19 protein-coding genes are annotated in these 24,524 nt (G+C 74.0%); 12 read left to right on the top strand and 7 right to left on the bottom strand.

Annotated elements, in window-relative coordinates; translation table 11 throughout:
• Window positions 1–130: 130 nt before the first annotated feature.
• Both AB0P06_RS18035 and AB0P06_RS18030 read right to left on the bottom strand, forming a co-directional pair.
• A complete protein-coding gene (locus tag AB0P06_RS18035; RefSeq protein ID WP_363608305.1) occupies window positions 131–1,618 on the bottom strand; it encodes an AMP-binding protein in 1,488 nt (495 codons plus the stop codon).
• Entirely contained in the window at window positions 1,618–1,851 is a 234-nt protein-coding gene (locus AB0P06_RS18030; RefSeq protein ID WP_363608303.1) for an acyl carrier protein, read from the bottom strand. Before AB0P06_RS18030 ends, AB0P06_RS18035 begins: the two co-directional genes overlap by 1 nt.
• A 326-nt stretch (window positions 1,852–2,177) precedes the next feature.
• Between AB0P06_RS18030 and paaA the strand changes: the two genes are divergently transcribed.
• The 8 genes from paaA (at window position 2,178) to AB0P06_RS17990 (ending at window position 8,880) form a co-directional block, all read left to right on the top strand.
• Window positions 2,178–3,188, top strand: a complete 1,011-nt coding sequence (gene paaA, locus AB0P06_RS18025) for a 1,2-phenylacetyl-CoA epoxidase subunit PaaA (protein ID WP_363608321.1) — start codon at window positions 2,178–2,180, stop codon at window positions 3,186–3,188.
• Window positions 3,185–3,496 (top strand): 1,2-phenylacetyl-CoA epoxidase subunit PaaB, encoded by a 312-nt coding sequence (paaB, locus tag AB0P06_RS18020; protein WP_363608301.1) that lies wholly within the window; start codon window positions 3,185–3,187, stop codon window positions 3,494–3,496. Before paaA ends, paaB begins: the two co-directional genes overlap by 4 nt.
• Window positions 3,486–4,298 (top strand): 1,2-phenylacetyl-CoA epoxidase subunit PaaC, encoded by an 813-nt coding sequence (paaC, locus tag AB0P06_RS18015; protein WP_363608299.1) that lies wholly within the window; start codon window positions 3,486–3,488, stop codon window positions 4,296–4,298. Before paaB ends, paaC begins: the two co-directional genes overlap by 11 nt.
• 80 nt (window positions 4,299–4,378) lie before the next feature.
• Window positions 4,379–4,801 (top strand): 1,2-phenylacetyl-CoA epoxidase subunit PaaD, encoded by a 423-nt coding sequence (paaD, locus tag AB0P06_RS18010; RefSeq protein ID WP_363608319.1) that lies wholly within the window; start codon window positions 4,379–4,381, stop codon window positions 4,799–4,801.
• Between the two features lie 9 nt (window positions 4,802–4,810).
• Window positions 4,811–5,914: a 2Fe-2S iron-sulfur cluster-binding protein gene (locus AB0P06_RS18005; RefSeq protein ID WP_363608297.1), complete on the top strand. Its 1,104-nt coding sequence runs from the start codon at window positions 4,811–4,813 to the stop codon at window positions 5,912–5,914.
• 51 nt (window positions 5,915–5,965) lie between these two features.
• The gene (locus AB0P06_RS18000) at window positions 5,966–6,778 is read left to right on the top strand and encodes a tryptophan 2,3-dioxygenase family protein (protein ID WP_363608295.1); all 813 of its coding nucleotides are present in this window, start codon (window positions 5,966–5,968) and stop codon (window positions 6,776–6,778) included.
• Window positions 6,771–7,625, top strand: a complete 855-nt coding sequence (locus tag AB0P06_RS17995) for an alpha/beta hydrolase (RefSeq protein WP_363608293.1) — start codon at window positions 6,771–6,773, stop codon at window positions 7,623–7,625. The genes AB0P06_RS18000 and AB0P06_RS17995 overlap by 8 nt, the downstream gene beginning before the upstream one ends.
• Window positions 7,626–7,818: 193 nt before the next feature.
• The gene (locus tag AB0P06_RS17990) at window positions 7,819–8,880 is read left to right on the top strand and encodes an SDR family NAD(P)-dependent oxidoreductase (RefSeq protein WP_363608291.1); all 1,062 of its coding nucleotides are present in this window, start codon (window positions 7,819–7,821) and stop codon (window positions 8,878–8,880) included.
• A 286-nt stretch (window positions 8,881–9,166) separates the two neighbouring features.
• Here AB0P06_RS17990 and AB0P06_RS17985 read toward each other — a convergent pair whose 3' ends face one another.
• From AB0P06_RS17985 to AB0P06_RS17965, 5 genes are all read right to left on the bottom strand, one after another.
• Window positions 9,167–9,976: a helix-turn-helix transcriptional regulator gene (locus AB0P06_RS17985; RefSeq protein ID WP_363608289.1), complete on the bottom strand. Its 810-nt coding sequence runs from the start codon at window positions 9,974–9,976 to the stop codon at window positions 9,167–9,169.
• A gap of 290 nt (window positions 9,977–10,266) precedes the next feature.
• Window positions 10,267–11,295: a carboxymuconolactone decarboxylase gene (locus AB0P06_RS17980; RefSeq protein ID WP_363608287.1), complete on the bottom strand. Its 1,029-nt coding sequence runs from the start codon at window positions 11,293–11,295 to the stop codon at window positions 10,267–10,269.
• Window positions 11,296–11,428: 133 nt separating this feature from the next.
• Window positions 11,429–12,304 (bottom strand): SDR family NAD(P)-dependent oxidoreductase, encoded by an 876-nt coding sequence (locus tag AB0P06_RS17975; RefSeq protein ID WP_363608285.1) that lies wholly within the window; start codon window positions 12,302–12,304, stop codon window positions 11,429–11,431.
• Window positions 12,301–12,960 carry a peroxidase-related enzyme gene (locus tag AB0P06_RS17970; RefSeq protein ID WP_363608283.1) on the bottom strand — a complete coding sequence of 220 codons (660 nt, stop codon included), beginning with the start codon at window positions 12,958–12,960 and terminating at the stop codon, window positions 12,301–12,303. The genes AB0P06_RS17975 and AB0P06_RS17970 overlap by 4 nt, the downstream gene beginning before the upstream one ends.
• 284 nt (window positions 12,961–13,244) lie before the next feature.
• Window positions 13,245–14,798 (bottom strand): GMC family oxidoreductase N-terminal domain-containing protein, encoded by a 1,554-nt coding sequence (locus AB0P06_RS17965; protein WP_363608281.1) that lies wholly within the window; start codon window positions 14,796–14,798, stop codon window positions 13,245–13,247.
• A gap of 283 nt (window positions 14,799–15,081) precedes the next feature.
• Here AB0P06_RS17965 and AB0P06_RS17960 point away from each other — a divergent pair, with 283 nt between their 5' ends.
• From AB0P06_RS17960 to AB0P06_RS17945, 4 genes are read left to right on the top strand one after another with little or no spacing between them, the layout of a single operon-like run.
• Complete coding sequence (locus tag AB0P06_RS17960; RefSeq protein WP_363608279.1) at window positions 15,082–17,061, top strand: CRTAC1 family protein; 1,980 nt, start codon at window positions 15,082–15,084, stop codon at window positions 17,059–17,061.
• On the top strand, window positions 17,058–18,086 hold the full coding sequence (locus tag AB0P06_RS17955) for a hypothetical protein (protein WP_363608277.1): 1,029 nt from the start codon (window positions 17,058–17,060) through the stop codon (window positions 18,084–18,086). The genes AB0P06_RS17960 and AB0P06_RS17955 overlap by 4 nt, the downstream gene beginning before the upstream one ends.
• On the top strand, window positions 18,083–23,959 hold the full coding sequence (locus AB0P06_RS17950) for a type I polyketide synthase (RefSeq protein ID WP_363608275.1): 5,877 nt from the start codon (window positions 18,083–18,085) through the stop codon (window positions 23,957–23,959). Before AB0P06_RS17955 ends, AB0P06_RS17950 begins: the two co-directional genes overlap by 4 nt.
• Window positions 23,956–24,441 carry an acyl-CoA thioesterase gene (locus AB0P06_RS17945; RefSeq protein WP_363608273.1) on the top strand — a complete coding sequence of 162 codons (486 nt, stop codon included), beginning with the start codon at window positions 23,956–23,958 and terminating at the stop codon, window positions 24,439–24,441. Before AB0P06_RS17950 ends, AB0P06_RS17945 begins: the two co-directional genes overlap by 4 nt.
• The last annotated feature ends 83 nt before the right edge of the window (window positions 24,442–24,524 follow it).

Below are 24,524 nucleotides of genomic sequence, written 5' to 3'. Positions count from 1 at the left end.
CGCTCCCTCAAACCCGAAAGATCATCGCGTCCAACAGCCACGGCCCTCGCAACTCCCACAGATCGCGGGTGTTGCGAGGACCGTTAGAACCCAAGGTCGACGGGGCCCCTCACCGTGCACCACGGGCCCGTCAACCGGCCGTCCGCAGCAGCTTCTTGACGATCTTCCCGGCCGGGTTCCTCGGCACCTGCTCGATGAACTCGACCCGCCGGGGCCGCTTGTAGGGGGCCAGCAGCCCGGCCGCGTGCCGCAGCAGCTCGGCCGCGCCGACCTCGCCGTCGGCCACCACATAGGCCAGCGGCACCTCGCCGTAGTCCTCGTCCGGCACCCCGACCACCGCGACGTCGGCCACCCCGGGGTGGGAGCGCAGCGCCCGCTCGATCTCCGTCGGGTAGACGTTCTGCCCGGCCCGGATGATCAGGTCCTTGCTCCGGTCGACCAGGTGGATCCGGCCGTCCCGGTCGATGAACCCGAGGTCGCCGGTGAGGGTCCAGCCGTCGACGGTGATCTCGGCGGTGGCCTCGTCGTTGCCCCAGTACCCGCGCATCACGCCCGGCCCCCGGACGCCGATCTCGCCGATCTCGCCCGGCCCGGCCTCGCCGCCCCGGGCGTCCAGCACCCGCGCCGACATCCCGGGGATCACCCGGCCGCTCGGGATGATGTCGGGGATCCGGTCCAGCGGGGGGTGCTCCTCGGGGCCGAGGGTGACGAACGGACCCCCGACCTCGGTCATCCCGTACACCTGGCGGAAGCCGCAGCCCAGTTCCTCCAGCGCCTCGCCGTACACGTCGACCGGCATCGGCGCCGCGCCGTACAGGATCTCCCGCAGCGAGGAGAGGTCCGTGCCCTGTCGCGCCCCGGCCCGCAGGATGAAGCGCAGCATCTGCGGCACCAGCCAGACGTGCGTGGCGCGGTTCTCCTCGATGGCGGCGAGCGCGGTCTGCGGCTTGAAGCCCGGCATCAGCACCACGGTGGCCCCGGCGGCCAGGTACGTCAGCGAGACGACCACGCTCCCGTGGTACAGCGGGCAGCAGTTGACCAGCACCATGTCGTCCTCGGGCCGGGCGAGCGCCAGCCAGCCGAGCGCGATCGCGCGGAACGACGCGTGGTCCACCGTGACGCCCTTGGCCTGGCCGGTGGTGGCCGAGGTGTGCAGGATCGCGGCGAGCGCGTCGTCCGGCACGGCCGGCAGCCCGGGGGCACCGGCCCCGCCGTCGCCGTCGGCCAGCGCGGCGTACTCCGCGCCGTCCAGGGCGATCCGCAGCCGCACCGGCAGATCCGGGTGCCGGCCGAGCAGTTTCCCTTCGCCGACGATCGCCGCCGGCCCGGTGCGCTCGACGATCCCGCCGATCTCCGCGGTCGTCAGACTGTGGTTGAGCGGCACGAACAGGACGCCGATCCGGGCCAGCGCGAAGTACGTCTCCAGCACCTCGATCCGGTCCAGCGACAGGACCGCGACCCGGTCACCGGCCCGCAGGCCCAGCCTGGCGAACCCGTGGGCGAGGCGCAGCGTCCGGTCGTGCAGCTCGCTCCAGGTCACCGAGCGCCGCTCGTCCACGAGGGCCCGGCGGTCCGGGTAGCACTGGCGGTTGCGCTCCAAGAGCTGGGTCAGCCACATCAGGCGGGACCGCCGTGCCCGGCCAGGAACCGCTCGTAGTCGGCGATCGTCGAGAGCCCCTCCAGGTCCCCGGCGGTCACCTCCGCCCCGGTGTGCTGTTCGATCAGCAGGACCAGGCGCACCATGTCGCCCGAGTCGATGCCGCTGGCGGTGAGATCGGCGGTGTCCTCGATCGCGTCGGCGAACTCCGGCAGGCCGGTCAGGTCGACCAGCATCTTTCGTACAGTGCTCATGCCCTGCCTCTCGTAGCGGTCCCGTGCGGGGCCTTGCCGCCCCCGGGCGTGTCTGACCCGCCCTTACAGAGGAGCGGTCGCGGCCTGACCAATCCCTGTCATGTCTGTGATCAGCATCACTGGCGCGGTTGTACGGCCGGGGGATGGAGCACCCCGCCCCGCTCCTCCTCTACCCGTGAAGGCACGCGCCGGGCCGTCGGCCGGAGCGTGCGTGCGACGAGGAGGAGCGAGGGGTGATCCGGGTGCGTTCAGGGCCCGTGGAGGAGGCCGGCCGGGCACCGGCCGGGCCGGCGCCGGACGACGGCGACGGCACCGCAGGACAGCGGCTGGAGGAGCACTTCGAGGCGCTGCTCGCCGCCGACGAGCGGATCGAACCGCGCGACTGGATGCCGCCCGGCTACCGGATGATGCTGCTGCGCCAGATCGCGCAGCACGCCCACTCCGAGATCATCGGCATGCAGCCGGAGGGCTCCTGGATCACCCGCGCGCCCTCGCTGCACCGCAAGGCCTCGCTGCTGGCCAAGGTGCAGGACGAGGCCGGGCACGGGCTCTACCTGTACGCGGCGGCGGAGACCCTGGGCGCCTCCCGCGAAGACCTGCTCGACGCCCTGCACCGCGGCCACCAGCGGTACGCCGCCACCTTCAACCACCCGGCCCTGACCTGGGCCGACACCGGCGCCATCGCCTGGCTGACGGACGGCGCGGCGGTGGTCAACCAGGCCCCGCTCTGCCACACCTCGTACGGCCCCTACGGCCGGGCCATGCGCCGGGTCTGCCAGGAGGAGGCCTTCCACGTCCGCCAGGGCTACGACGTCCTGTGGGCGCTCTGCCGGGGCACGGCCGGGCAGCGGGCGATGGCGCAGGACGCCGTCGACCGGTGGTGGCTGCCGGCCGTCGCGCTGATGTTCGGCCCGCCCGACACGGAGGCCGGCGGCCTGGACAGGCGCACCGCCGCCATCGGCGCCGGGGTCTCCCGCCGCTCGCTGGCCTGGGGCATCAAACGGCACACCAACGACGAGCTGCGCCAGCGGTTCGTCGACAACGCCGCCCCGCAGGCCGAGCGGCTGGGCGTGACCCTGCCCGACCCGGCGATCCGCTGGAACGAGGAGCGCGGGCACTACGACTTCAGCCCGATCGACTGGCAGCTGTTCCGGGACGCCCTCGGCGACGACTCGCAGTGCGCCCGGGCCCGGCTGGCCCACCGGGTCGCGGCGCACGAGAACGGCGCCTGGGTCCGCGCCGCGGTGGACGCCTACGCCGCCCGCCTCGACGAGGACGGCACCCTGCCGGACGCGGCGCGGCCCGAGGCCGCCGAACCGGCCGGGCGGCGGTCATGACGGCGACGACGCGGGGGAGCGGACGGGTGCAGACGCCCTGGGAGGTGTTCATCAGGCCGCGCCGCGGCCTGTCCCACCAGCACGTGGGCTCGGTCCACGGCGCCGACGCCGACATGGCGCTCGCCAACGCCCGTGACCTGTACGCCCGCAGGGGCGACCCGGTGTCGATCTGGGTGGTGCGCAGCGACGCCGTCCGCGCCTCCTCGCCCGCCGAGAAGGACCCGCTGTTCAGCAACGCCGCGGACAAGCCGTACCGCTACCCGGAGCACTACGTCTCCCTCACCGAGGACGGCGCCCATGACGACTGACACCACACCGGCCCGCCCCGCCGCCCCGGGCCCCGCCCCCCACCCGGACCCCGACCCGGACCTGGCCGGCTACGCGCTGCGGCTCGGCGACGACGCCCTGGTGCTCTGCCAGCGGCTCTGCGGCTGGATCACCCGCGCCCCGACCATCGAGGAGGACCTGGCGCTCTCCAACATCGCGCTCGACCTCCTCGGCCACGCCCGCACCCTGCTCTCCTACAGCGGGCAGCGCGACGGCACCGGACGCGGCGACGACGACCTCGCCTACCGCCGCACCGAGCGCGAGTTCCGCCACGTGCTGCTGGTCGAACTGCCCGACCCGGACTTCGCCGCGACCGTCGTCCGCCAGCTGGTCTTCTCCCACTACGCCGGACTGCTCTACACCGCGCTCGCGGACTGCGCCGACCCCGTCCTGTCCGGCTTCGGCGCCCGCGCCGCCGCCGAGGTCGAGTACCACCGGATGCACGCCGCGCAGTGGACCGTCCGGCTGGGCCGCGGCACCACCGAGAGCCGCCGCCGGATGACCACCGCCCTGGACGCGCTCTGGCCCTACACCGACGAACTGTTCGAGGAGGACGGGCCGAGCAGCCGGCTCGACGCCGCCGGCACCGCCGTCGCCCCCGCCCGGCTGCGCGACGCCTGGCAGCGCGAGACGGCCGCCGTGCTCGCCACCGCGGGACTGGCCGTCCCCGCCCCCCGCTGGCGGGCCACCGGCGGACGGGCCGGCCTGCACACCGAGGCGTTCGCCCCGCTGCTCGCCGAGTTCCAGTCGGTCCACCGTCAGTACCCCGGCGGCACCTGGTGACCGCGCCGGCCACCCCGGCCGCCCCGGACCTCGACCGCGTCCGGGCCCGCGTCGCCACCGTCCCCGACCCGGAACTGCCGATGATCACGCTCGCCGACCTCGGTGTGATCCGCGCCGTCGGCCTGGCCCCCGACGGCGCGGTCGAGGTGGTCATCACCCCGACCTACCTCGGCTGCCCCGCGCTGCCCGCCATGACGGAGGCCATCCGGGAGGCCCTGGCCGACTGCGGCCACCCGGACGGCCGGGTCCGCCAGGAGCTCACCCCCGCCTGGACCACCGACGCGATCACCCCCGAGGGCCGCCGCCGGCTCGCCGAGCACGGCATCGTGCCCCCGGGCCCCGCCACCGCGCCCCTGCCGCTGCGCCTCGGCCTCGGCCTGCCCTGCCCCAACTGCGGCTCGGCCGCGACCAGGCCGCAGAGCCCGTTCGGCGCCACCCGCTGCCAGGCCGTGCTCGTCTGCACCGCCTGCCGGGAGACCTTCGCCCACCTGAAAGCGATGTGACGACCCGTCATGACAGCGATACCGGCGGCCGCCCCGCCCCGCACGCCCGGCTGGCACCGGCTGCGCGTCGCGGGCCTGGACCGGCTCACCGACGACGCCGTGGCGATCCGCCTCGACCTGCCCGACCCGCTCGCCCCGGCCTTCGCCCACCGGCCGGGACAGCACGTCGTGGTCCGTCACCGGGGGCCGCGGGGCGAACTGCGCCGCAGCTACTCGCTCTGCCCGCCGCCCGGCGAACCGCGGACGCTGCGCCTGGTCGTCCGCCGGCTCGGCCCCGGCGGCTTCGCGGACCACGCCACGACCGCGCTCGCCGCCGGCGACACCCTCGAACTCTCCACGCCCACCGGCGGGTTCGCCCTCGCCGACCGCCCCGGCGAGCACCATGTGATGATCGGCGGCGGCAGCGGCATCACCCCGCTGTTCGCCATGGCCGCGCACGCCCTGCGCACCGACCCGCACGCCAGGGTCTCCCTGGTCCACGCGGTGCCGACCGCCCGCGCCGCCCTGCTCGCCGACGAACTCGCCGACCTCAAGGACGCCCACCTGCGGCGGTTCACCGCCCTCCATGTGCTCTCCCGCGAGAGCCGGGAGAGCGAACTGCTCTCCGGCCGGATCGACGAGGAACGGCTGCCCGGCCTGCTGACCCTGCTCGGCGCCGCCCCCGGCGACCCGTGCTCCTTCTACCTCTGCGGCCCCTGGGGGCTGGTGCGGACCGCCCGGTCGGCGCTCGCCCGCTGGGGCGCCGAACCGGGCCGGATCCACTGCGAGTTCTTCACCGCCGACGACACCCCGGCACCGGCCGCCGCCCCCGACGCCCGCACCGCGGGCCGCCCGATCACCGTACGGCTGGCCGGCCGCACCAGCGCGGTCACCATGGCACCCGGCGACCGCGTCGTCCTGGACGCGGTGCTGCGCGCCCGGCCCGAGACCCCGTACTCCTGCCGCGACGGCCTCTGCGGCGCCTGCCGGGCCAGGGTCGTCCGCGGCGCCGTCCGGATGGACCGCCACTACGCGCTCGGCGAGCGCGAGGTGGCCGAGGGCTGCGTGCTCACCTGCCGGGCCCGGCCGGAGCCGGACGCCACCGGCGAGATCGCCCTCGACTTCGACCTCTGACACCGCTGACCGGCCGTCCCGGTCGACAGCCCCGATTCCCACGGAGTCCTCATGACCGACGCACCGTTCCTGGAATTCCAGGGAGTGACCCCCTACGAGGACTACGTCCACGCGGACCTCCTCGCCTCGCTCCAGCAGCCGCTGACCGACGCCCCCGACGAGATGGGCTTCCTGGTCACCGCACAGGTGATGGAGCTGTGGTTCGCCCTCACCGTGCACGAGTGGCGCTCCGCCGGAGAGGCGCTGTCCAAGGACGACCCCGAGGCCGCGCTCGACGCCCTGCGCCGCAGCGCCCGCGCCCACCGGGCGCTCAACGACTCCTGGCACCCCATCGCGACCCTCACCCCCGGCCGCTTCAACTCCTTCCGCGCCGCCTTCGGCAAGGCCTCCGGCTTCCAGTCGGCGATGTACCGGCAGATGGAGTTCCTGCTCGGGGACAAGTCCCGCCCGATGGTCGACTCCTACCGGGGCCACCGGGCGGCGCACGAGGCGCTGGAGGCCGCGCTCGTCCGGCCGTCGCTCTACGACGAGGTGCTGCAGTTCCTGTACCGCCGGGGCCTGCCCGTCCCCGAGGCGGTCCGCGAGCGCGACGTCACCGAGCCCTACCGCCCGGACCCGGGCGTCGAGGAGGTGTGGCGCCGGATCTACGCGGGGCCCGCGCACGACCCGCTGCTCACCCTGGCGGAGACCCTCACCGACATCGCCGAACTGGTGCTGCGCTGGCGCGCCGACCATGTGCTGGTCGTCCGGCGGGCGATGGGCGCCAAGACGGGCAGCGGCGGCTCACCGGGCGTGGTCTGGCTGGAACAGCGCGCCGCCCGGCCGGTCTTCCCCGAGCTCTGGACGGCCCGCAGCCATGTCTGACGCCCCCGGCAGCCCCGATGTCCCGGCCCCCGCACCCCGCGTCCGCCCGCCGCTCTCCGCCCAGGGCGCCGAGGAGGAACGCCGCGTCCTCTCCCTGAAGCCGGTGCTCGCGCCCGCGCGCGGCTCCTACGGCGGCCATCCGCACCAGACCTACGACCTCTGGACGGCGAACCGGCCGGACGCCCCGCTGGTCGTGCTGCTGCACGGCGGCTACTGGCGCTACGACCGGCTGCACCTGACGCCGTTCGCCGCCCACCTCGCCCGCCAGGGCTTCGACGTCCTGCTGCCGGGCTTCCGCCGCGCGGGCGGCGCCGGCGGCTACCCGGCGACCTTCGACGACGTCGCCCGGGCCGTGGACACCCTGCCCGCCGGGCGGCCCTACATCCTGGCCGGCCACTGCTCCGGCGGGCACCTGGCCCTGTGGGCCGCCGCCCGGGCGCTGCTCCCCGAGGACTCGCCCTGGTACAGCACCCGGCTGCCGGACGCCGTGCTCGGGCTCGCGCCGATCACCGACCTGGCCGGCGTGATCCGCGACGGCCTCAGCGACGACGCCGGGCTGCTCCTGCTCGGCGGTGACGGCCCGGCCGTCGAACGGCTGCCCGCGGTGGACCCGCTGACGCTGCTGCGCGGCGCGGGCACCACCGGCGTGCCGACGGTCGTCCTGCGCGGGGCGAACGACGAGGAGCTGCCGCACGACCAGTTCACCGGCTACCTGGCCGCGCACCGGGACGCGCGGGAGATCGTGCTGCCCGGCACCGGGCACTACACCCTGATCGAGCCGGGCTCGCCGGCCGCCGGCTCCGTCGTCCGGGCGCTCACCGACCTCGCGGCCGGCCTGCCCGGCTGAACCCCGCCCGGCAGCACCGCCTGACCGAACCCGGTCCGGCCGAACCACCTGGCCAGGGGGCGGGGTTCGGCCCACGGGGGGCACGCTGTGAGAAGACGCCGTCCACCCCGCTGCGGCACGATGGCCGGGCCACCGCGTCCACCCGGACCGGCCGGCTGAACGGGACCGTCGTACGGCCGAGGGTGGAGGGCTCATGCTGGTCTGTGTCACGGGGGGAACCGGGTTCGTCGGAGCCCATTCGGTAGCGGCGGTTCTCGCGGCGGGCTGCCGGGTACGCCTGCTGGTCCGCGATCCGGCGGCGGTGGGCCGGGCGCTCGGGCCGCTGGGCGTCGACCCGGCCCGGGTCGAGGTGGTGGTCGGCGACGTCACGGCCCCCGACGCGGTGGCCCGGGCGGTCACGGGAGCGGACGCGGTGCTGCACGCGGCCTCCGTCTACTCCTTCGACAGCAGGAAGTACGCGCAGGTGCGCCGCGTCAACGTGCAGGGCACCGGGCTGGTCATCGAGGCCGCCCGCCGGGCCGGGGCCGACCCGATCGTCCATGTCTCCAGCGTCGGAGCGCTCTTCCCCTCCCCGCAGGCCGAGCTGGGCGCGCACTCGCCGGTCGGGCGGCCGCGGGAGGCCTACCTGGCGAGCAAGGCGGCGGCCGACCTGCTCGCGCGCGGGCACCAGGAGGCGGGCGCCCCGGTGGTGATCAGCTACCCGCCGGCGCTGCTGGGGCCGCACGATCCGTACCTGGGTGACCAGAACGCGCGGCTGCGCAACGAGTTGCGCGGCCTGATGCCGCTCTGGCCGTCGGGCGGGCTCCCGCTCGGGGACGTCCGGGACACCGCGGCCCTGCACGCCGCGCTGGTCACCAGGCCGGCCGGCCGAGTCCCCGCCGCCGACCGGTACTTCGCGCCCGGGCGGTTTCTGACGACCCGTCAGTATGTCGAGGCGGTGGGGGAGGTGACCGGTCGGTGGCTGCCGGCCGGGTATCTGCCCGCCCGGGCGATGTTCCCGGTCGGCCGACTGGTCGGGCTGCTGCAGCATGTGTGGCCGTGGTACATCCCGGCGGAGTTCGGCGCGGTCTACACCTGCGCGGTGGCGGCGCCGGTGGCCGTGGACGCGCCGTCGCTGGGGCTGCGGGCGCGACCGCTCGCGCAGACCCTGGCCGACACCGTCGGCTGGCTGCACCGCTCGGGGCGGATCTCCGCCCGGCAGGCCGGCCGGGCGGCCGGCGGGCACCCGGATACCGTCGCGTCCGGCCGGGTCTGAGCGCGTCCGGGTCGGTGCGTCCGGTCCGGGCGAGGCCGGTCCGGGCGAGGCCGGGCGGGCCCGGTCGGAGGCGGGCCGGGGCGGGACCGGCGGTCGGGCTTCCGGCGGCGGGACACCCTGGTCCCGGCCTGCTCCCCGAGGCCGTCCGCGGTGGGGGTGACGCGGCAGGGCACGGCTCGGCGGGCATGGTCGGCAGGGCGCGACACGGCACGGTGGGGCGTGGTCGGCCGGTTCGTTCGACGGCACACCGGCCGGCGGTCCGGGGTGCCGGGTCCCGGCCCGGCCGTCAGGCCGGGTACGCCTGCTGGGTCAGCTCGGACCGCGCCTCGCGGCTCCACGGCGAGGACGCCGCGGGTGTGCACGCGGATCCCGAGAAGTGGCAGTCCAGTTCGGGCAGGGCGAGCAGGATCGGCATGTCCAGCAGACAGAGCGGTCTGGTGTCGATGTCGGCCTCGGCGCGGCCGCTGCGGACCGTCATCGGCGCGCTCGACCCGACGAACAGCGGCTGGTGCGAGCGCCGGCGGGGCTGGGAGTCCAGCGCGAGGACGGTGGCGCGGACGTACCAGAGCCCGTCGGGCAGCGCGTCGAGCCGGTAGCGCCCGGGGCCGTTCAGGACGGCGCAGGCCACCGGGAAACCCTGCACGATCGGTTCCTTGAAAGCCCCGACATAGACCCGGACGGCGCCTTCGGTGGGCGGCACGGTGACCGATCCGGTGACCGTGGAGACCCGTTGTCCTAAACCTGCCGCCGGCGGGCGGTTAATATCGTGAATTCCGGTTCGGGTAAACGCGCGAAATCGCGCCGGCGACATTCCGACGCTCCGGGTGAAACGGCTGGTGAATGTTCCGAGGCTGTTGTAACCGACCTGATAGGAGATGTCGGTGACGCTCAGCAGGGTGTGCTGGAGCAGGCCCTTGGCCTTGAACAGGCGGATGGCGGTCAGGAATCTGCCGGGGGAGGTGCCGGTCTGGTCTCTGAAGACACGGGAGAAGTAGAACTTGCTGAGGATGGCGGTGTCGGCCAGGTCGGCCAGCGAGAGCGGCTCGTTGTAGTGGTCCCACATCGTGTTGATCGCACGCTCGACAGCAGCCCGCATGACATCTCTCCAATCGGGGGAAGAGGTGCGCGGCATGAGACCGCGGGCGCCGCGGGAAGCGGCGCCCGGATCAGATGGCGCATGGAACCGGCCGGGCGCAGCCTCCGTCGAGCCTGTGGCGGCGCGCGGCCGTGGAATTCCGCCGATTCGGCGGGACGCTCTGTTCCGTTAGTGGAGAAACCGTCGTCAATTTGTGATGCCCCCGTGTTATGGGCCGTTACGTTAGCGGAGTCGTATGTCGAACTCAAGGTCACGCCCGAGGTTCGGGCCATGCCCGGGCGGGGTAGCCCTCAATGGCCGGTGGCGTCCTTCCGGCCGGTCTGCCGGTAGGTCCGGTCGCCGATTCGGCGGGCCGCCTCGAAGCTCGCCCAGGCGGTGATTTCGACGATGTCGCGGTCGGTCCGGCCGGGCCGCGCGGCGGCGACGGTCCGGTCGTCGACGCGGTAGGAGGCCATCGCGCTGAGCAGGGCCAGCCGGCCCGCCGGCCGGTCCTCGGCCGACAGGCCGGCCAGCGCCCGCTCCGGCCAGGGGGTGCCGAGCCCCGGCGGCTGCCCGTCCCACTGGTCGAGTTCGGCGGTCACCACGGCCCGGACGGCGGCCGGAACGGCCCGGCGGCCGGCCTCGTCGAGGGCGGCGCAGGCCCGGGCGAAGGCGTCCGCGACGCTCGGCTCGCCCGCCGCCCAGCGGAGGTCCTCCGGCAGCTCGGCCGCGGGGAGCAGGCCGTGATTGCGCGAGCGCGGGGAGGCCGTCCGGCCCGCCGAGCGGATCAGCCAGGTGAGCACCCGCAGGACCGGGCCGAGCGAGGTCCTGGGGGCGCCGGGCGGCAGCGGGACTTCGCTCAGGAAGACGTTGACCATCCGGTTGAGGTAGTGCATCACCACCAGGGTCCCGATCAGTTCGGGCACTTCGTCCGCCGGGACGGGGTCGGGCAGCCCGTCGCCGCCCGCGACGGTGGCGGGCTGCCCCGGACCGGCGCCGCCGCCGGGCAGCAGCACCGCCAGGGTCGCGGCGTGCATCCGGACGCAGAAGGGGCAGGAGTTGGCCTCGGAGACCGCGACGGCCACCGCCTCCTTCGCCGCCCGCCGCGCCCGGCCGGGGGCGACCAGCGAGGCGCGGAGGACCAGCCAGCTCGCGGTCATCACGTCCGGCGCGGGGGAGTGCAGTGCGATGGGCGGGGCGAGCACCCCGAAGTCGCGCTCCACCTCCCGGTAGACGCGGCGTACGGGCAGTCCGCCGCTGTGGTAGCCGGCCGGCGAGACGTGGCGGATCTGGGCGAGCGACAGGTTGCGCAGCCCGCGTTGGACGATTCTTCGGTGCACGCGGTTCCCCTGTAGTAGGTGTGTGGGCCGGAGGGACGGGAACGGGGCCGGACGTCCGGTGGGCGCCGGCGGGACCGGCGGTGGTTGGGGAGTCCGACTGAGTGCCAGTCAGGAACGTTCGGTGGACCGCATGTTAAGGGATCGGGAAGAAAGCTCGCACAAATCGCTCGAACATGCGGTCACCGATGGTCCAGCGCATCCGGGGCAGCAGCCGGGACGGGACCCCGATCCGGTACCTGATCCTCGGGTTGTCGCTGGCCACCGCCCGCTCCACGACCTTGGCGACCGTTTCGGCCCGGACCGCCATCCGCCCGCGGCCGGTGGGGTGTTCGGTCTCGCGGTAGGCCCCGTGCCAGTCGACGAAGTGCTCCCAGAACGCGTCGTACAGGCCGGACTTCTCCTGGCCGGACATCCCGAGGTCGGCGACGCTGGTCGGCACGAAGCCGCCGAGGATCGGCGAGGGCTCGACCAGGACCACCTTGATCCCGACATGGGCGACCTCGTGCCGCAGCGAGTCCCCGATGGCCTCCAGCGCGTGCTTGGTGGCCTGGTAGTAGCCGCGCCCGGGGGTGGCGAACTGCCCGAAGATCGAGGACATCATCACGATCCGGCCCTGCCCCTGCTCGCGCATGCCGGGCAGGACCAGCTGGGTCAGCCGGGAGAGCCCGAAGACATTGGTCTCGAACTGCCGGCGGACCTCCTCGATCGGCGTCTCGCCGATGGTCCCGTTGAGGCTGTAGGCCGCGTTGTTGACGAGCACGCCCACCGCGCCGTGTTCGGCGGTGATCCGCTCCACCGCCGCCAGCATCGACTTCTCGTCGGTCACGTCCAGGCGCATCGTGGTGATGCCCTCCGCGGCGAGCGGCGCGAGCATCTCGGGGTCGCGGGCGGTCGCGTACACCGGCCAGCCGGCCCGGTGCAGCCGGAGTGCGACGGCCCGGCCGGTGCCGGAGGAGAGGCCGGTGCCGGAGGAGGCGCCGGTGAGCAGAACGGCGCGGGAGGCGTTCACCGGGCGGCGTCCTCGGCGTCCCCGGCGTCTCCGGTCGCCTGCTCCCCGGTGTCCTGCTCCTCGGTGTCCTGCCGGGAGATCCGGCTCTCGCGGACCGTCGTGCCGAGCCCGAGGCCGTCGACCAGCCGTGTGATGAAGTTGAACAGGGCGGCGACGAAGACCGCCTCCAGCAGTTCCTCGTCGTTCCACCCCGCGGCGGCGGCCCGCTGCCAGTCCTCGTCGGTGACCCGGTAGGCGCCGGTGGTCACCTTGGTGACCAGCCGCAGCAGTTCGGCGGTGGGCGCGTCGACGGGCAGCTCGTCGGGGGAGCTCGCGACGGTGATGGCGTCGGCGAGCTCCTTGCTGCCGCCGAACTGGAGCAGGAACCAGTTGTGCGTCCCGACGCAGTACGGGCAGCCGCAGACCTTCGACGTCCAGGCGGAGATGAGTTCCCGGGTGCCGCGCGGCAGCACGCCGTCGCTGAAGACCCCGGAATAGCCGGCGAGTACCACCTCCAGGAGGGCCGGCCGGGCGGATACCAGCCGGAACATGTCCGGAACGAAGGGAAGCTTCGTCGTCTCCTTGATGCGCTCGTACAGTTCCGCGGTGCGGCCGGTGGCCTCGGATTCGGACACCATCGGGACGCGGACCCCGGGGATCTGCTGCTGCTCCGTCATGTCAATCTCTCCTGCTCTCCGAGTGGTTCGGATATTCCGCGGACGGTGATTTCGGTGCTTTGCTTTCCCACGATGGTGGCACCGGGCGGTCGGTCTGGTGTCTCCGAGATTGCCCTCTGCCAGGTGGATTGAACGACCGGTCGGCCGGTTGGTCAAAGGCCGGACCGGGCACGGGTATTGGTCATTTCGGCCGGCCGGCGTCCCGGGTACGCGAACGGCCCCGGGCCCGTCCGCCTGGTACGCGAACGGGCCCGGGGCCGGCCGGCCGTGGCGGCCGGTGGCGGTCAGTCGCGGCTCAGCCAGTCCGCCAGCCGCTCGCCGATCATGATCGAGGTCAGGTTGGTGTTGCAGCTGACGATGTTCGGCATCACGGAGGCGTCGGCCACGTACAGGGCGTCGACACCGTGGACGCGCAGGTACTGGTCGACCACGGCGCCCGGGTCGTCGGCCGGCCCCATCCGGGCGGTGCCGACCGGGTGGTAGGCGCTGTCCAGGCTGACCCGGATGTACTGGCGCACCATGTCGTCCTGCTCGACCAGCCGCTCGTTGAGCACGATGAAGGACTCGCCGTACGGGCGGACGTCCGGGTGGTTGGCCAGCTGCCAGCAGGTGCGGACGCCGTCGGCGAGGATCCGCATGTCCCGCTCGGTGGAGAGGAAGTTCAGCCGGACGTCGGGCGCGGCCGCGGGGTCGGCGGAGGTGAGGGTGATCCGGCCGCGGGACTCGGGCCGCTGGTGGACGACCATGACGCCGAGGATGACCATGCCGCCGGCCAGCATCTGGAGGTCCGGGAAGAGTGTCAGGTCGAAGTGGTTGACCATGTAGAACTGCAGGTCGTTGAACTGGTCGGAGTCCTCGGCGGTGGTGCGCAGGATGGTCTGCAGGAACGGTGCCGCGGTGTCCACGGCGCCGGGCCGGGGCACCATGAAGACGCCGGTCCGCGGGTGGTCGATCAGGTTGGCGCCCACGCCCGGCAGGTCGGTCCGGACCGCGATGCCGTGGCGGGCCAGCTCGTCGGCCGGGCCGATGCCCGAACGCATCAGGATGGCGGGTGAGTTGACAGCGCCGGCGGACAGCACGACCCGGCGGCCGAGCAGTTGCTCGGCCGCGCCGCCCGCGGTGGACACCTCCACGCCCGTGGCGCGCCCGTCCTCCAGCAGCACGCGGTGGACGAGGACGCCGGGCCGGATGGTGAGGTTGGGGCGCTCGCGCACCTCGGCGGTCAGGTAGGCCATCGCGGTGGAGACCCGGACGTCCAGCGGCTCGCGCCGGTTGGAGGGGATCGGGCCGACGCCGGTCGCCTCGGGGTCGTTGTGGTCCTTGACCTCGGGGTATCCGGCGTCCAGGGCGGCCTGCAGGAACCCCCGCTGGATGTCGGTCAGTTCGTCGGGCTGCCAGCGGCGCACCGGGTACGGGCCGCCCCGGCCGTGCACTTCGCCCTGGTCGTGGTCGGCGTCGTCCTCCAGGCGGCGGAAGAACGGCAGGACCTTCTCCCAGGACCACTCGGGGTTTCCGACGGCGGCCCACTCGTCGTAGTCCTGCGGCACGCCGCGCAGGGCGATGGTGGCGCCCACCGCCGAGGAGCCGCCGGTCACCTTGCCGCGCGGGAAGCGGACCCGCCGGCCGTCGGCGATCTCGGCCCGGTACTTCCAGTCGTGCTCGTCCAGCGACATCGCGGCGCCGCTGCGGAGGTCCTCGGGGGTCCCGTCGATGTCCGGAAAGTCCGGGCCGGCCTCCAGCAGCAGGACCCGGCGGGAGGGATCGGCGCTGAGCCGGGCGGCCAGGGCTGCGCCGGCCGAGCCTGATCCGACAATGATCTCGTCGTACGTCTCTGTCATGACATGTCCTCGCGGCGTAGTACCGGTGGCGGCACCCCCGTTCGTGGTGGATCCACGGGGCGTGCGCTCGGGCGATCTGCCGGAGAGCATCACACGTGCCCGGGCCGCGGTCTTCTCCGAACGTGCCCATATCGGCCGTATCGGTGGGCAATGCGGGAGAAGCGTTTTCCGCGGACTCCGATCCATCATTCATTCTGCGAACTCCTGGCCATATCCGCCGTTCTTTTGACGGTATTTCACTGGTCCTGGCAGTTCCGTCCGTGCCCGATCCGAAGGGAATGAGATGCGTCTCCGTGAGCGGTTTCGCCGGATGATACCGGGGGTGGCGACCATCGTGGTCGCCGCCTCCCTGTTCTTCGCGGTCAGGACCTCCGTGGCGGTGGCCGGAGGTGACGAGGCAGCCGCCGCGTACGCCTTCCAGGAACTGCCGATCGCGATGCCACCGGGCTACGAGAACCGCCCGATGAAGACCGTCCGGGAGGTCAACCCGGCCTACTACAAGATCCGTTCGTGGATCTCCTCGGTCGGCGCCAGCATCGCCATCAACGACCTGACCGGACACGGCGTCGCCGATGGCATGTGCATCGTCGACACCCGGACCGACCAGGTGATCGTCACCTACACGCCGACCGCCCGGCCCGGCGACCGCTTCACCCCCTTCGTCCTCGACGCGGCGCCGCTGCCGATGGACGCCGCGATGGCGCCCACCGGCTGTACCCCGGGCGACTTCAACGGCGACGGCCGGATGGACCTGCTGGTCACCTACTGGGGCCGGACCCCGATCCTCTTCATGGCCAGGACCGACGCCACCGAGCCGGCGCCCGGCGCGTACGTGCCGCGCGAGGTCGTGCCCACCGCCTCGCCGGACGGCAAGTACCACGGCCCGCGCTGGAACACCGACGCGGACTACGTCGGCGACCTCGACGGCAGCGGCCACCCGTCCATCGTGATCGGCAACTACTTCCCGGACTCCGACGTCCTGGACCCGCACGGCCTCAACAACGTGGCGATGAACGACTCCCTCTCCAGCGCCCGCAACGCCGGCGGCGACCACGTGCTGCGCTGGGTGTCCGCCACCACCGGCAGCGACCCCACCGCCGCCTTCGTGGAGGAGAAGGACGCGATCCCCTACGACGCCTCCACCGGGTGGACGCTGGCCATCTCCGGCGCCGACCTGACCTCCGACGCGCTCCCCGAGCTCTACATCGCCAACGACTTCGGCCACGCCCACCTGCTGTACAACCGCTCCACCCCGGGGAAGATCCGGTTCACCGAGGCCACCGGGGAGCGGACGCCCACCACCCCGAAGTCGTTCGTCCTCGGCAAGGGCTCCTTCAAGGGCATGGGCGTCGACTTCGGCGACCTCAACCACAACGGCAACTTCGACATGTTCGTCAGCAACATCACCGAGGCCTGGGGCCTGGAGGAGAGCAACTTCGTCTGGGTCAACGAGGCGAAGGACGAGGCCGACATGAAGCGGCAGCTCGAACGCGGCACGGCGCCGTTCACCCAGAAGGCCCAGGAGCACGGCATGGCCTGGACCGGCTGGGGCTGGGACGCCAAGATGGGCGACTTCCTCAACAACGGCGACCTCTCCGTCATCCAGGCCACCGGCTTCGTCAAGGGGAACATCGACCGCTGGCCGTGGCTCCAGGAACTCGCCATGAGCAACGACAATCTGCTCTCCAACCCCCGGATGTGGCCGCACGTGCAGCCCGGTGACGACCTCGCCGGCGACAACGTGCTCGGCTTCTACGCCAAGACCGCCAACGGCGTCTACGCCAATGTCAGCAAGCAGCTCGGCCTCGCCGTCCCCACCCCCACCCGGGGCATCGCCACCGGTGACACCACCGGTACCGGCGCCCTCGACTTCGCGGTGGCCCGCCAGTGGGGCCCGCCCGCCTTCTACGCCAACATGGCGTCCAACCGCGGCGACTACCTCAACCTGAAGCTCTACCGCCCGGCCGGCGACAGCGCGGCCGGCCAGGGCCTGGCGGGCACCGGATCGCCCGCCTACGGCGCCCGGGTCAAGGTGACCTCGGCCCTCGGCACCCAGGTCTCCCAGCTCGACGGCGGTGGCGGCCACGGCGGATTCCGCAGCTTCGACGTGCACTTCGGCCTCGGCGCCACGAGCGGCCCGGTGACGGTGAGCCTCGAATGGCGCGACGCCGGCGGCACCCCGCACCAGAAGACGACCCAGCTGACCCCGGGCACCCACACCCTCGAACTCACCAGCGACATCAAGGAGGTCCCGAGCCGATGACCGCGACCGTACAGTCACCCGTCAGCGGCGTACCGGCCGGCGCGTCCCCGTCGCCCGCGCCCGGACCGAAGCCGAAGCCCGACCCCCGCTACCTCGCCCTGCGCAACTTCGCGCTCTCCATCAGCGTGTTCAACATCTTCGGTTACACCCTGCTCGGCTTCGAGCAGCCCTGGCTCTGGCCGATCCTGGCGGTGCTCACCGGCTACGCCACCGAGATCGCCTTCGAGCTGCTGAGCGCCTGGGCGCAGAAGCGCGGGCCGCGGTTCCTCGGCCACGGCGTGCGCGGCGTCTACGAGTTCCTCCTGCCGTCGCACATCACCGCGCTGGCCGCGAACATGCTCCTCTACGTCAACAACCAGCTGATCGCGATGCTCTTCGCGGTGGTCGTCGGCGTCTCCGGCAAGCACGCCCTCCAGGCCCCGGTGGCCGGGCGGATGCGCCACTTCATGAACCCGTCGAACTTCGGGATCACCGTCTCGCTGCTCTGCTTCGGCTCCTGGCTGAGCATCGCCCCGCCCTACGAGTTCACCGAGAACGCCAACACCTTCTTCCGGATGATGATCCCGCTGATCATCGCCACCGCCGGCACGGTGATCAACTCCCTGCTGACCAAGCGCACCCCGCTGATCGTGGGCTGGCTCGGCGGCTTCGCCATCCAGGCGTTCCTCCGGCACTGGATCTGGGACGTCTCGCTCTACTCCGCGCTCGGCGTGATGACCGGGGTGGCGTTCGTCCTCTTCACCAACTACATGATCAGCGACCCCGGCACCACCCCGTCCAAGGCCTGGCCGCAGTTCATGTTCGGCTCCGGGGTGGCCATGATCTACGGCCTCCTGATGGTCTTCAACGTCGTCTACACGCTGTTCTTCGCCACCTCCCTCGCCTGCGCGCTGCGCGGCGGCGGCTGGTGGGTCGCCCACCTGCTCAAGCGACGCCGCGAGCGCGCCGCGGCCGGCCCGCTCGGCGCGGCCGGCAACCCGCAGGCGGTCGGCCGGCAGTCCGGCACCGAGGCGGTGTCGGTATGAGCGACCGCCGCATCGCCGTCGTCGGCATCGCCTGCCGCTACCCCGACGCCGACTCCCCCCAGCAGCTGTGGCAGAACGTCCTGGCCGGGCGCCGGGCCTTCCGCCGCATCCCCGACGAGCGGATGCGGGCGGCCGACTACTACGACCCCGACCCCGCCGCACCGGACCGCTTCTACAGCCCCAACGCGGCCGTCATCGAGGGCTTCGAGTTCGACCGGGTCGAGCACCGGGTCGCCGGCAGCACCTTCCGCGCCACCGACATGACGCACTGGCTGGCCCTCGACACCGCCGCCCGGGCCCTCGCCGACGCCGGCTTCCCGGCCGGTCACGGGCTCGCCGACGCCAACACCGGCGTCGTCGTCGGCAACACCCTGACCGGCGAGTTCAGCCGCGCCAACGTCATGCGCCTGCGCTGGCCCTACGTCCGCCGGACGGTCGGCGCCGCGCTGCGCGAACAGGGCTGGGACGACGCCGCGCTCGGCGAGTTCCTGGACGGCCTGGAGGAGCGCTACAAGAGCCCGTTCCCGCCGATCGGCGAGGACACCCTGGCCGGCGGCCTGGCCAACACGATCGCCGGCCGGATCTGCAACCACTTCGACTTCAAGGGCGGCGGCTTCACCGTCGACGGGGCCTGCTCCTCCTCCCTGCTCTCCGTCATCACCGCCGCCGACGCGCTCGCCGACGGCCGGTTCGACGTCGCCGTCGCCGGCGGGGTCGACCTCAGCATCGACCCGTTCGAACTGATCGGCTTCGCCAAGACCGGCGCCCTCGCCACCGGCGAGATGCGCGTCTACGACCGGCACTCCAACGGCTTCTGGCCCGGCGAGGGCTGCGGCATGCTCGTCCTGATGCGCGACGAGGACGCCCGCGCGCAGGGCCGGTTCCGCTACGCCACCCTGCCCGGCTGGGGCTACTCCTCGGACGGCCGCGGCGGCATCACCCGCCCCGAGGTCCAGGGACACCGGCTGGCCATCGAACGGGCCTACCGGGCGGCCGGGTTCGGCATCGACTCGGTCCACTACCTGGAGGGCCACGGCACCGGCACGGCCGTCGGCGACGCCACCGAACTGCGCGCCTTCTCGCAGGCCCGCCGGGCCGCCGACGCCACCGCCCCGCCCGCGGCCATCAGCACCATCAAGGGCAACATCGGGCACACCAAGGCCGCCGCCGGGGTGGCCGGGCTGCTCAAGGCCATCCTGGCGGTGCGCCACCAGATCATCCCGCCCGCCACCGGCCACACCGAGCCGCAGGCCGAACTCACCGGACAGCAGCCCGCGCTGCGCGTCCCGGACACCGCCGAACTGTGGCCGGCCGAGGCGCCGATCCGCGCCGGGGTCTCCTCCATGGGCTTCGGCGGCATCAACGCCCACGTGGTGGTCGAGCACGCCGACGGCGTCCGCAAGAGCGCCCTCGGACGGACCACCGAACGGCTGGTCCGCTCCCGGCAGGACTGCGAGCTGCTGCTCGTGGACGCCGCGAGCCCGGCCGACCTGCGGGCCTCGGCCGCCCACCTCGCCGACCTGACCGCCCGCCTCTCCTACGCCGAACTGGCGGACCTCGCCGCCACCCTGCAGTCCCGGCTGGCCGGCCGACCGGTCCGGGCGGCCGTCCTCGCGGCCAACCCGCAGGAGGCCGCCCGGCGCTTCGAGCACCTGCTCGGCCTCCTCGACGGCGGCACCCGCGCCGTCGTCGACCCGGCCGGCGGGGTGTTCCTCGGGGTCGGCTCGGCCCGGCCCCGGATCGGCCTGCTCTTCCCCGGGCAGGGCGCCGGCCGCCGGGGCGACGGCGGCGCGCTGCGCCGCAGGTTCGCCACCGTCGACGCGCTCTACCGCGACCTGCGGCTGCCCGCCGACGGGGACCTGGTCGCCACCGACGTCGCCCAGCCGCGCATCGTGACCTCCTCCGTCGCCGGCCTGCGGGTGCTCGCCGCCCTCGGCATCGAGGCGGTCGGTGCCGTCGGGCACAGCCTGGGCGAACTCACCACGCTGCACTGGGCGGGCGCCCTCGACGAGTCCGCCCTGCTGGAGACCGTCGCCGTGCGCGGCCGGGTGATGGCACACGCCAGTGACGGCAACGGCACGATGGCCGGGATCGCCGCGCCGCCCGCCGAGGTCGAGCCGCTGCTGGACGGGCTCCCGGTGGTCGTCGCCGGATACAACGGCCCGACCCAGACGGTGGTGTCCGGCCCGGTCGACGCGGTCGAACGGGTCTGCGCCCGGGCCTCCCGGCAGGGGCTCGGCAGCAACCGGATCAACGTCTCGCACGCCTTCCACTCGCCCGCGGTCGAACCGGCCGCCCACGCGTTCGCGGAGCACCTGGCGACCGTCCCGTTCACCGCGCCGCACGGCCGGATGTTCTCGACCGTCACCGGCGCCGAACTGGCCGAGGGGACGGACCCGCGTGCCCTGCTGACCCGGCAGGTGCTCGACCCGGTCCGCTTCGCCGAGGCCCTTTCCGCCCTGGCCGCCGACACCGACCTGCTGCTGGAGGTCGGCCCCGGGCGGGTGCTGCGCGGCCTGGCGGCCGAGATCGCGCCCACCGTCCCGGTGCTCTCGCTCGACACCGACGGCACCTCGCTGGCCGGCCTGCTCGGCGCGACGGCCGCGGCCTGGACGATGGGCGCGCCCGTCGAGCACGCGGCGCTCTTCGCGGACCGGCTGGTCCGCCCGCTGCCGCTGGACAAGGAGTTCCGGTTCTTCGCCAGCCCCTGCGAGGAGGCCCCCGAAGGCGACTTCGGCACCACGGCGGCGGCCCGCCCGGCGGAGCGCTCCGAGCCGGCCCCGGCCCGCGAACGCGCCCGGACGGCGGACCGGGAGACGCCGTCCGACGGCGGCGACGACACGCTCGCCGTCCTGCTCCGGCTCGCCGCCGAGCGCGCGGAGCTGCCGCTCGCGGCGGTGCACGGCGGCATGAACCCGCTGGACGAGCTGCACCTCAGCTCCATCACGGTCGGCCAGATCGTCAACGACACCGCCCGTGAACTCGGCCGGTCCGTGCCGATGGCCACCTCCGCCTTCGCCACCTCGACCCTGGCCGAACTCGCCGGACTGCTCGACGAGCTCGGCGACGGCGACGGCCCCGGGACGGACGGTGCGGCGGCCGTCCAGGGGGTCGCCCCCTGGGTGCGGGCCTACGCGGTCGACCTCGTCCCGGCCGCCGCGGGACCGGCCGGCGCCCCCCGGCCGGGGGGCGACTGGCAGCTCTTCAGCACCCCCCACCACCCGCTGGCGGAGGACCTGCACCGCGCCCTCGGCCGGGCCGGACTCGGCGACGGCGTGCTGCTCTGCCTGCCCGCCGACTGCGACGAGCGGCACGCCGGCCTGATGCTCGACGCCGCCCGGGCGGCACTCTCCGCGGCCGGACCGGTCCGCCTGGTCGCCGTGGGCGACCGGCGCGGCGCCGCCGGACTGGCCAGGACCCTGCACCTGGAGGCGCCCGCGGTCGCCACCACCGTGATCACCCTGCCGCTCGCGCCCGGCCGGGACACCGGCCCGGACGCCGGAGCGGGCGCCGACACCGTCGCCCGGATCGTCGCCGACGTCGCGGCCACCCGGGGCTTCGCCGAGGTGCACTACGACCCCGACGGCACCCGCCGCGTCCCCGTCCTGCGCCCCCACCCGACCGCGGCCGCCGAGGAGGGCGCCGACCTCGGCCTCGGGACCGGCGACGTCCTGCTGGTGACCGGGGGCGGCAAGGGCATCACCGCCGAGTGCGCCCTCGGGCTGGCCCGCGCCACCGGCACCGCCATCGGTCTGCTCGGCCGCTCCGACCCGGACGACGACCCCGAACTCGCCGCCAACCTGGAGCGGATGGCCGCCGCCGGCGTCTCCTACCACTACGTCCGGGCCGATGTGACCGCCGCCGACGAGGTCAAGACGGCCGTCGCCCGGATCCACGCCGTCCTGGGCCCGGTCACCGCCGTCCTGCACGGCGCCGGCCGCAATGTGCCGCACGCCCTCGCCGACCTCGACGAGGCGTCCTTCCGGCGCACCCTCGCCACCAAGATCACCGGCCTGGAGAACGTCCTCGCGGTGACCGACCCCGCCTCCCTGCGGCTGCTGGTCACCTTCGGCAGCATCATCGGCCGGGCCGGACTGCGCGGCGAGGGCGACTACGCCACCGCCAACGACTGGCTCACCGACCTCACCGACCGGGTCCGGGAGGACTACCCCGACTGCCGCTGCCTCGCGCTCGAATGGTCGGTCTGGTCCGGCACCGGCATGGGCGAACGGCTCGGCGTCCTGGAGTCGCTGCTCCGGGCCGGCATCGAACCCATCCCGGCCGAGGAGGGCGTCGCGCTGCTCGGCCGTCTGCTCGCCGACCGGACGGCCCCCGGCACCCTGGTGGTGGCCGGCCGCACCGGATCCCTGCCGACCCTCACCCACGAGACGGCCGAACTGCCGCTGTACCGCTTCCTCGACCGCCTCCTGGTGCACCACCCCGGCGTCGAACTCGTCGCCGAGACCGACCTGTCGGACGCCACCGACCCCTACCTCGGCGACCACCTGCTCGACGGCTCGCTGCTCTTCCCCGCCGTCCTCGGCATGGAGGCGATGACCCAGTGCGCCGCCGCCCTGACCGGGCACGGCACACCGCCGGCGCTCCAGGATGCGGAGTTCCTGCGGCCGATCGTGGTGCCGACCGACGGCACCACCACCATCCGGGTGGCCGTCCTCGCCGCCGAGGACGGCACGGTCCGGACCGTCATCCGCAGCAGCGAGACCGGCTACCAGGCCGACCACTTCCGCGCCACCCTGCGGTTCGACGCCCCCGCCCCCGCTGCCCTGGGGACGGCACCCGGCGGCGCCGTCCCGCTGGACCCGGCCCGCGACCTCTACGGACCGGTGCTCTTCCAGGGCGGCCGCTTCCAGCGGCTGCTCGGCTACCGGGCGCTGGCCGCCAAGCAGTGCGTTGCCGAGGTCTCCACCCGCGCGGACGCCCCCTGGTTCGCCGGCTACCTGCCGGACGGCCTGGTCCTCGGCGACCCCGGCGCCCGGGACACCCTCATGCACGCCATCCAGTGCTGCGTCCCGGACGCCACCCTGCTGCCGGTCGGCGTCGAGCGGCTGCACCCCGCCGGCCCGGGGGCCGGCGTGTCCGGCCCGCTCGTCCTGCACGCCGTCGAGCGCCTGCGCGACGGTGACACCTACCTCTACGACCTGGACGTCCGCGACCACGACGACGCCCTGGTCGAGAGCTGGCGGGGGCTGCGGCTCCAGGCCGTCCGCAAGCAGGACGGCCGCGGCCCGTGGGAGCCCGTCCTGCTCGGCCCCTACCTGGAGCGCCGGGCCGAACTCCTGCTGTCCGCCGCCGTCGACTGCGTCGTCCACCCGGACGACGGCGCCCCGCCCCGGGGCACCGCCGAACGGCGGCAGCGTACCGCCGAGGCCGTCGCCCGGCTGGTGGGCGGACCGGCCACGGTCCGCTACCGCCCGGACGGCCGCCCCGAGATCGAGGGCGGGCCCACCGTCTCCTCCTCGCACGGCGCGGGCGTGACCTTCGCGGTGGCGGGGGAGCGGCCGGTCGCCTGCGACGTCCAGACCGTCGACGAGCGCACCGCCGAGGACTGGGCCGGCCTGCTCGGGGCCGACGGCCTCGCCCTGGCCCGGCTGATCGCGGCCGAGCAGACCGAGGACCTGTCCGTGGCCGCCACCCGGGTCTGGGGAGCGGTCGAGTGCCTGCGCAAGCACGGCCGGGCGCTCGGGCGGCTCACCGCCGACCCCGCGACCGGGCCCGCGACCGGCCCGGCCACCGGCCTGGACGGCTGGCTGGTGCTGCGCTCCGGCGCCGCCCGCGTCGCGACCTTTCCGACCGCACTGCGCGGGCTCCGGGAGCCCGTGGTGTTCGCCATCCTGACCGAGGGGGACGAGTGAGCGACCGGCCGTACTTCGAGCACCGCCATCTGGTCGGCTTCGAGGAGACCAACCTGGTGGGCAACGTCTACTACGTCAACTACGTCCGGTGGCAGGGGCGTTGCCGCGAGCTCTTCCTCCGGGAGCGGGCGCCCGAGGTGCTGGCGGACATCCGCGACGACCTGAAGCTGTTCACCCTCAAGGTGGACTGCGAGTTCTTCGCCGAGATCACCGCCTTCGACGAGCTGTCGATCCGGATGCGGCTGGAGGACCTCACCCAGACCCAGATCGGCTTCACCTTCGACTACGTCCGGCTCCGCGAGGGCGGCGAGGACCTGGTCGCGCGGGGCCGGCAGCGGGTGGCCTGCATGCGGGGGCCGAACAACGACACCCGCCCGGCCCGGGTGCCCGAGCCGCTGCGGCTGGCGCTGGCGCCCTACGCCGCCGGCGCCGTCCCGGACGTCCCGGAGCCCGTTCCGGTCCGCAGCGGAAGCGGGGTGTAGGCCGTGGGCGCCACCGACGGCCGGTCCCTGACCGGGCTCACCGCACCGCCCGTACCGGCGGCGCCCGGGACACCGGCCCGGCT

The organism is Kitasatospora sp. NPDC088351, assembly GCF_040685575.1.
GTDB lineage: Bacteria > Actinomycetota > Actinomycetes > Streptomycetales > Streptomycetaceae > Kitasatospora.
This window is presented reverse-complemented; position numbering and strand designations above follow the sequence as displayed.

Coding starts and splice junctions, on each gene's coding strand:
- AB0P06_RS17955 (WP_363608277.1), top strand. CDS start 17,058: ATGACCGCGACCGTACAGTCACCCGTCAGCGGCGTACCGGCCGGCGCG.
- AB0P06_RS17990 (WP_363608291.1), top strand. CDS start 7,819: ATGCTGGTCTGTGTCACGGGGGGAACCGGGTTCGTCGGAGCCCATTCG.
- AB0P06_RS17960 (WP_363608279.1), top strand. CDS start 15,082: ATGCGTCTCCGTGAGCGGTTTCGCCGGATGATACCGGGGGTGGCGACC.
- paaB (WP_363608301.1), top strand. CDS start 3,185: ATGACGGCGACGACGCGGGGGAGCGGACGGGTGCAGACGCCCTGGGAG.
- AB0P06_RS17995 (WP_363608293.1), top strand. CDS start 6,771: ATGTCTGACGCCCCCGGCAGCCCCGATGTCCCGGCCCCCGCACCCCGC.
- paaD (WP_363608319.1), top strand. CDS start 4,379: ATGATCACGCTCGCCGACCTCGGTGTGATCCGCGCCGTCGGCCTGGCC.
- AB0P06_RS17970 (WP_363608283.1), bottom strand. CDS start 12,960: ATGACGGAGCAGCAGCAGATCCCCGGGGTCCGCGTCCCGATGGTGTCC.
- AB0P06_RS18005 (WP_363608297.1), top strand. CDS start 4,811: ATGACAGCGATACCGGCGGCCGCCCCGCCCCGCACGCCCGGCTGGCAC.
- paaC (WP_363608299.1), top strand. CDS start 3,486: ATGACGACTGACACCACACCGGCCCGCCCCGCCGCCCCGGGCCCCGCC.
- AB0P06_RS17965 (WP_363608281.1), bottom strand. CDS start 14,798: ATGACAGAGACGTACGACGAGATCATTGTCGGATCAGGCTCGGCCGGC.
- AB0P06_RS17950 (WP_363608275.1), top strand. CDS start 18,083: ATGAGCGACCGCCGCATCGCCGTCGTCGGCATCGCCTGCCGCTACCCC.
- AB0P06_RS18035 (WP_363608305.1), bottom strand. CDS start 1,618: ATGTGGCTGACCCAGCTCTTGGAGCGCAACCGCCAGTGCTACCCGGAC.
- AB0P06_RS18000 (WP_363608295.1), top strand. CDS start 5,966: ATGACCGACGCACCGTTCCTGGAATTCCAGGGAGTGACCCCCTACGAG.
- AB0P06_RS17985 (WP_363608289.1), bottom strand. CDS start 9,976: ATGCGGGCTGCTGTCGAGCGTGCGATCAACACGATGTGGGACCACTAC.
- AB0P06_RS18030 (WP_363608303.1), bottom strand. CDS start 1,851: ATGAGCACTGTACGAAAGATGCTGGTCGACCTGACCGGCCTGCCGGAG.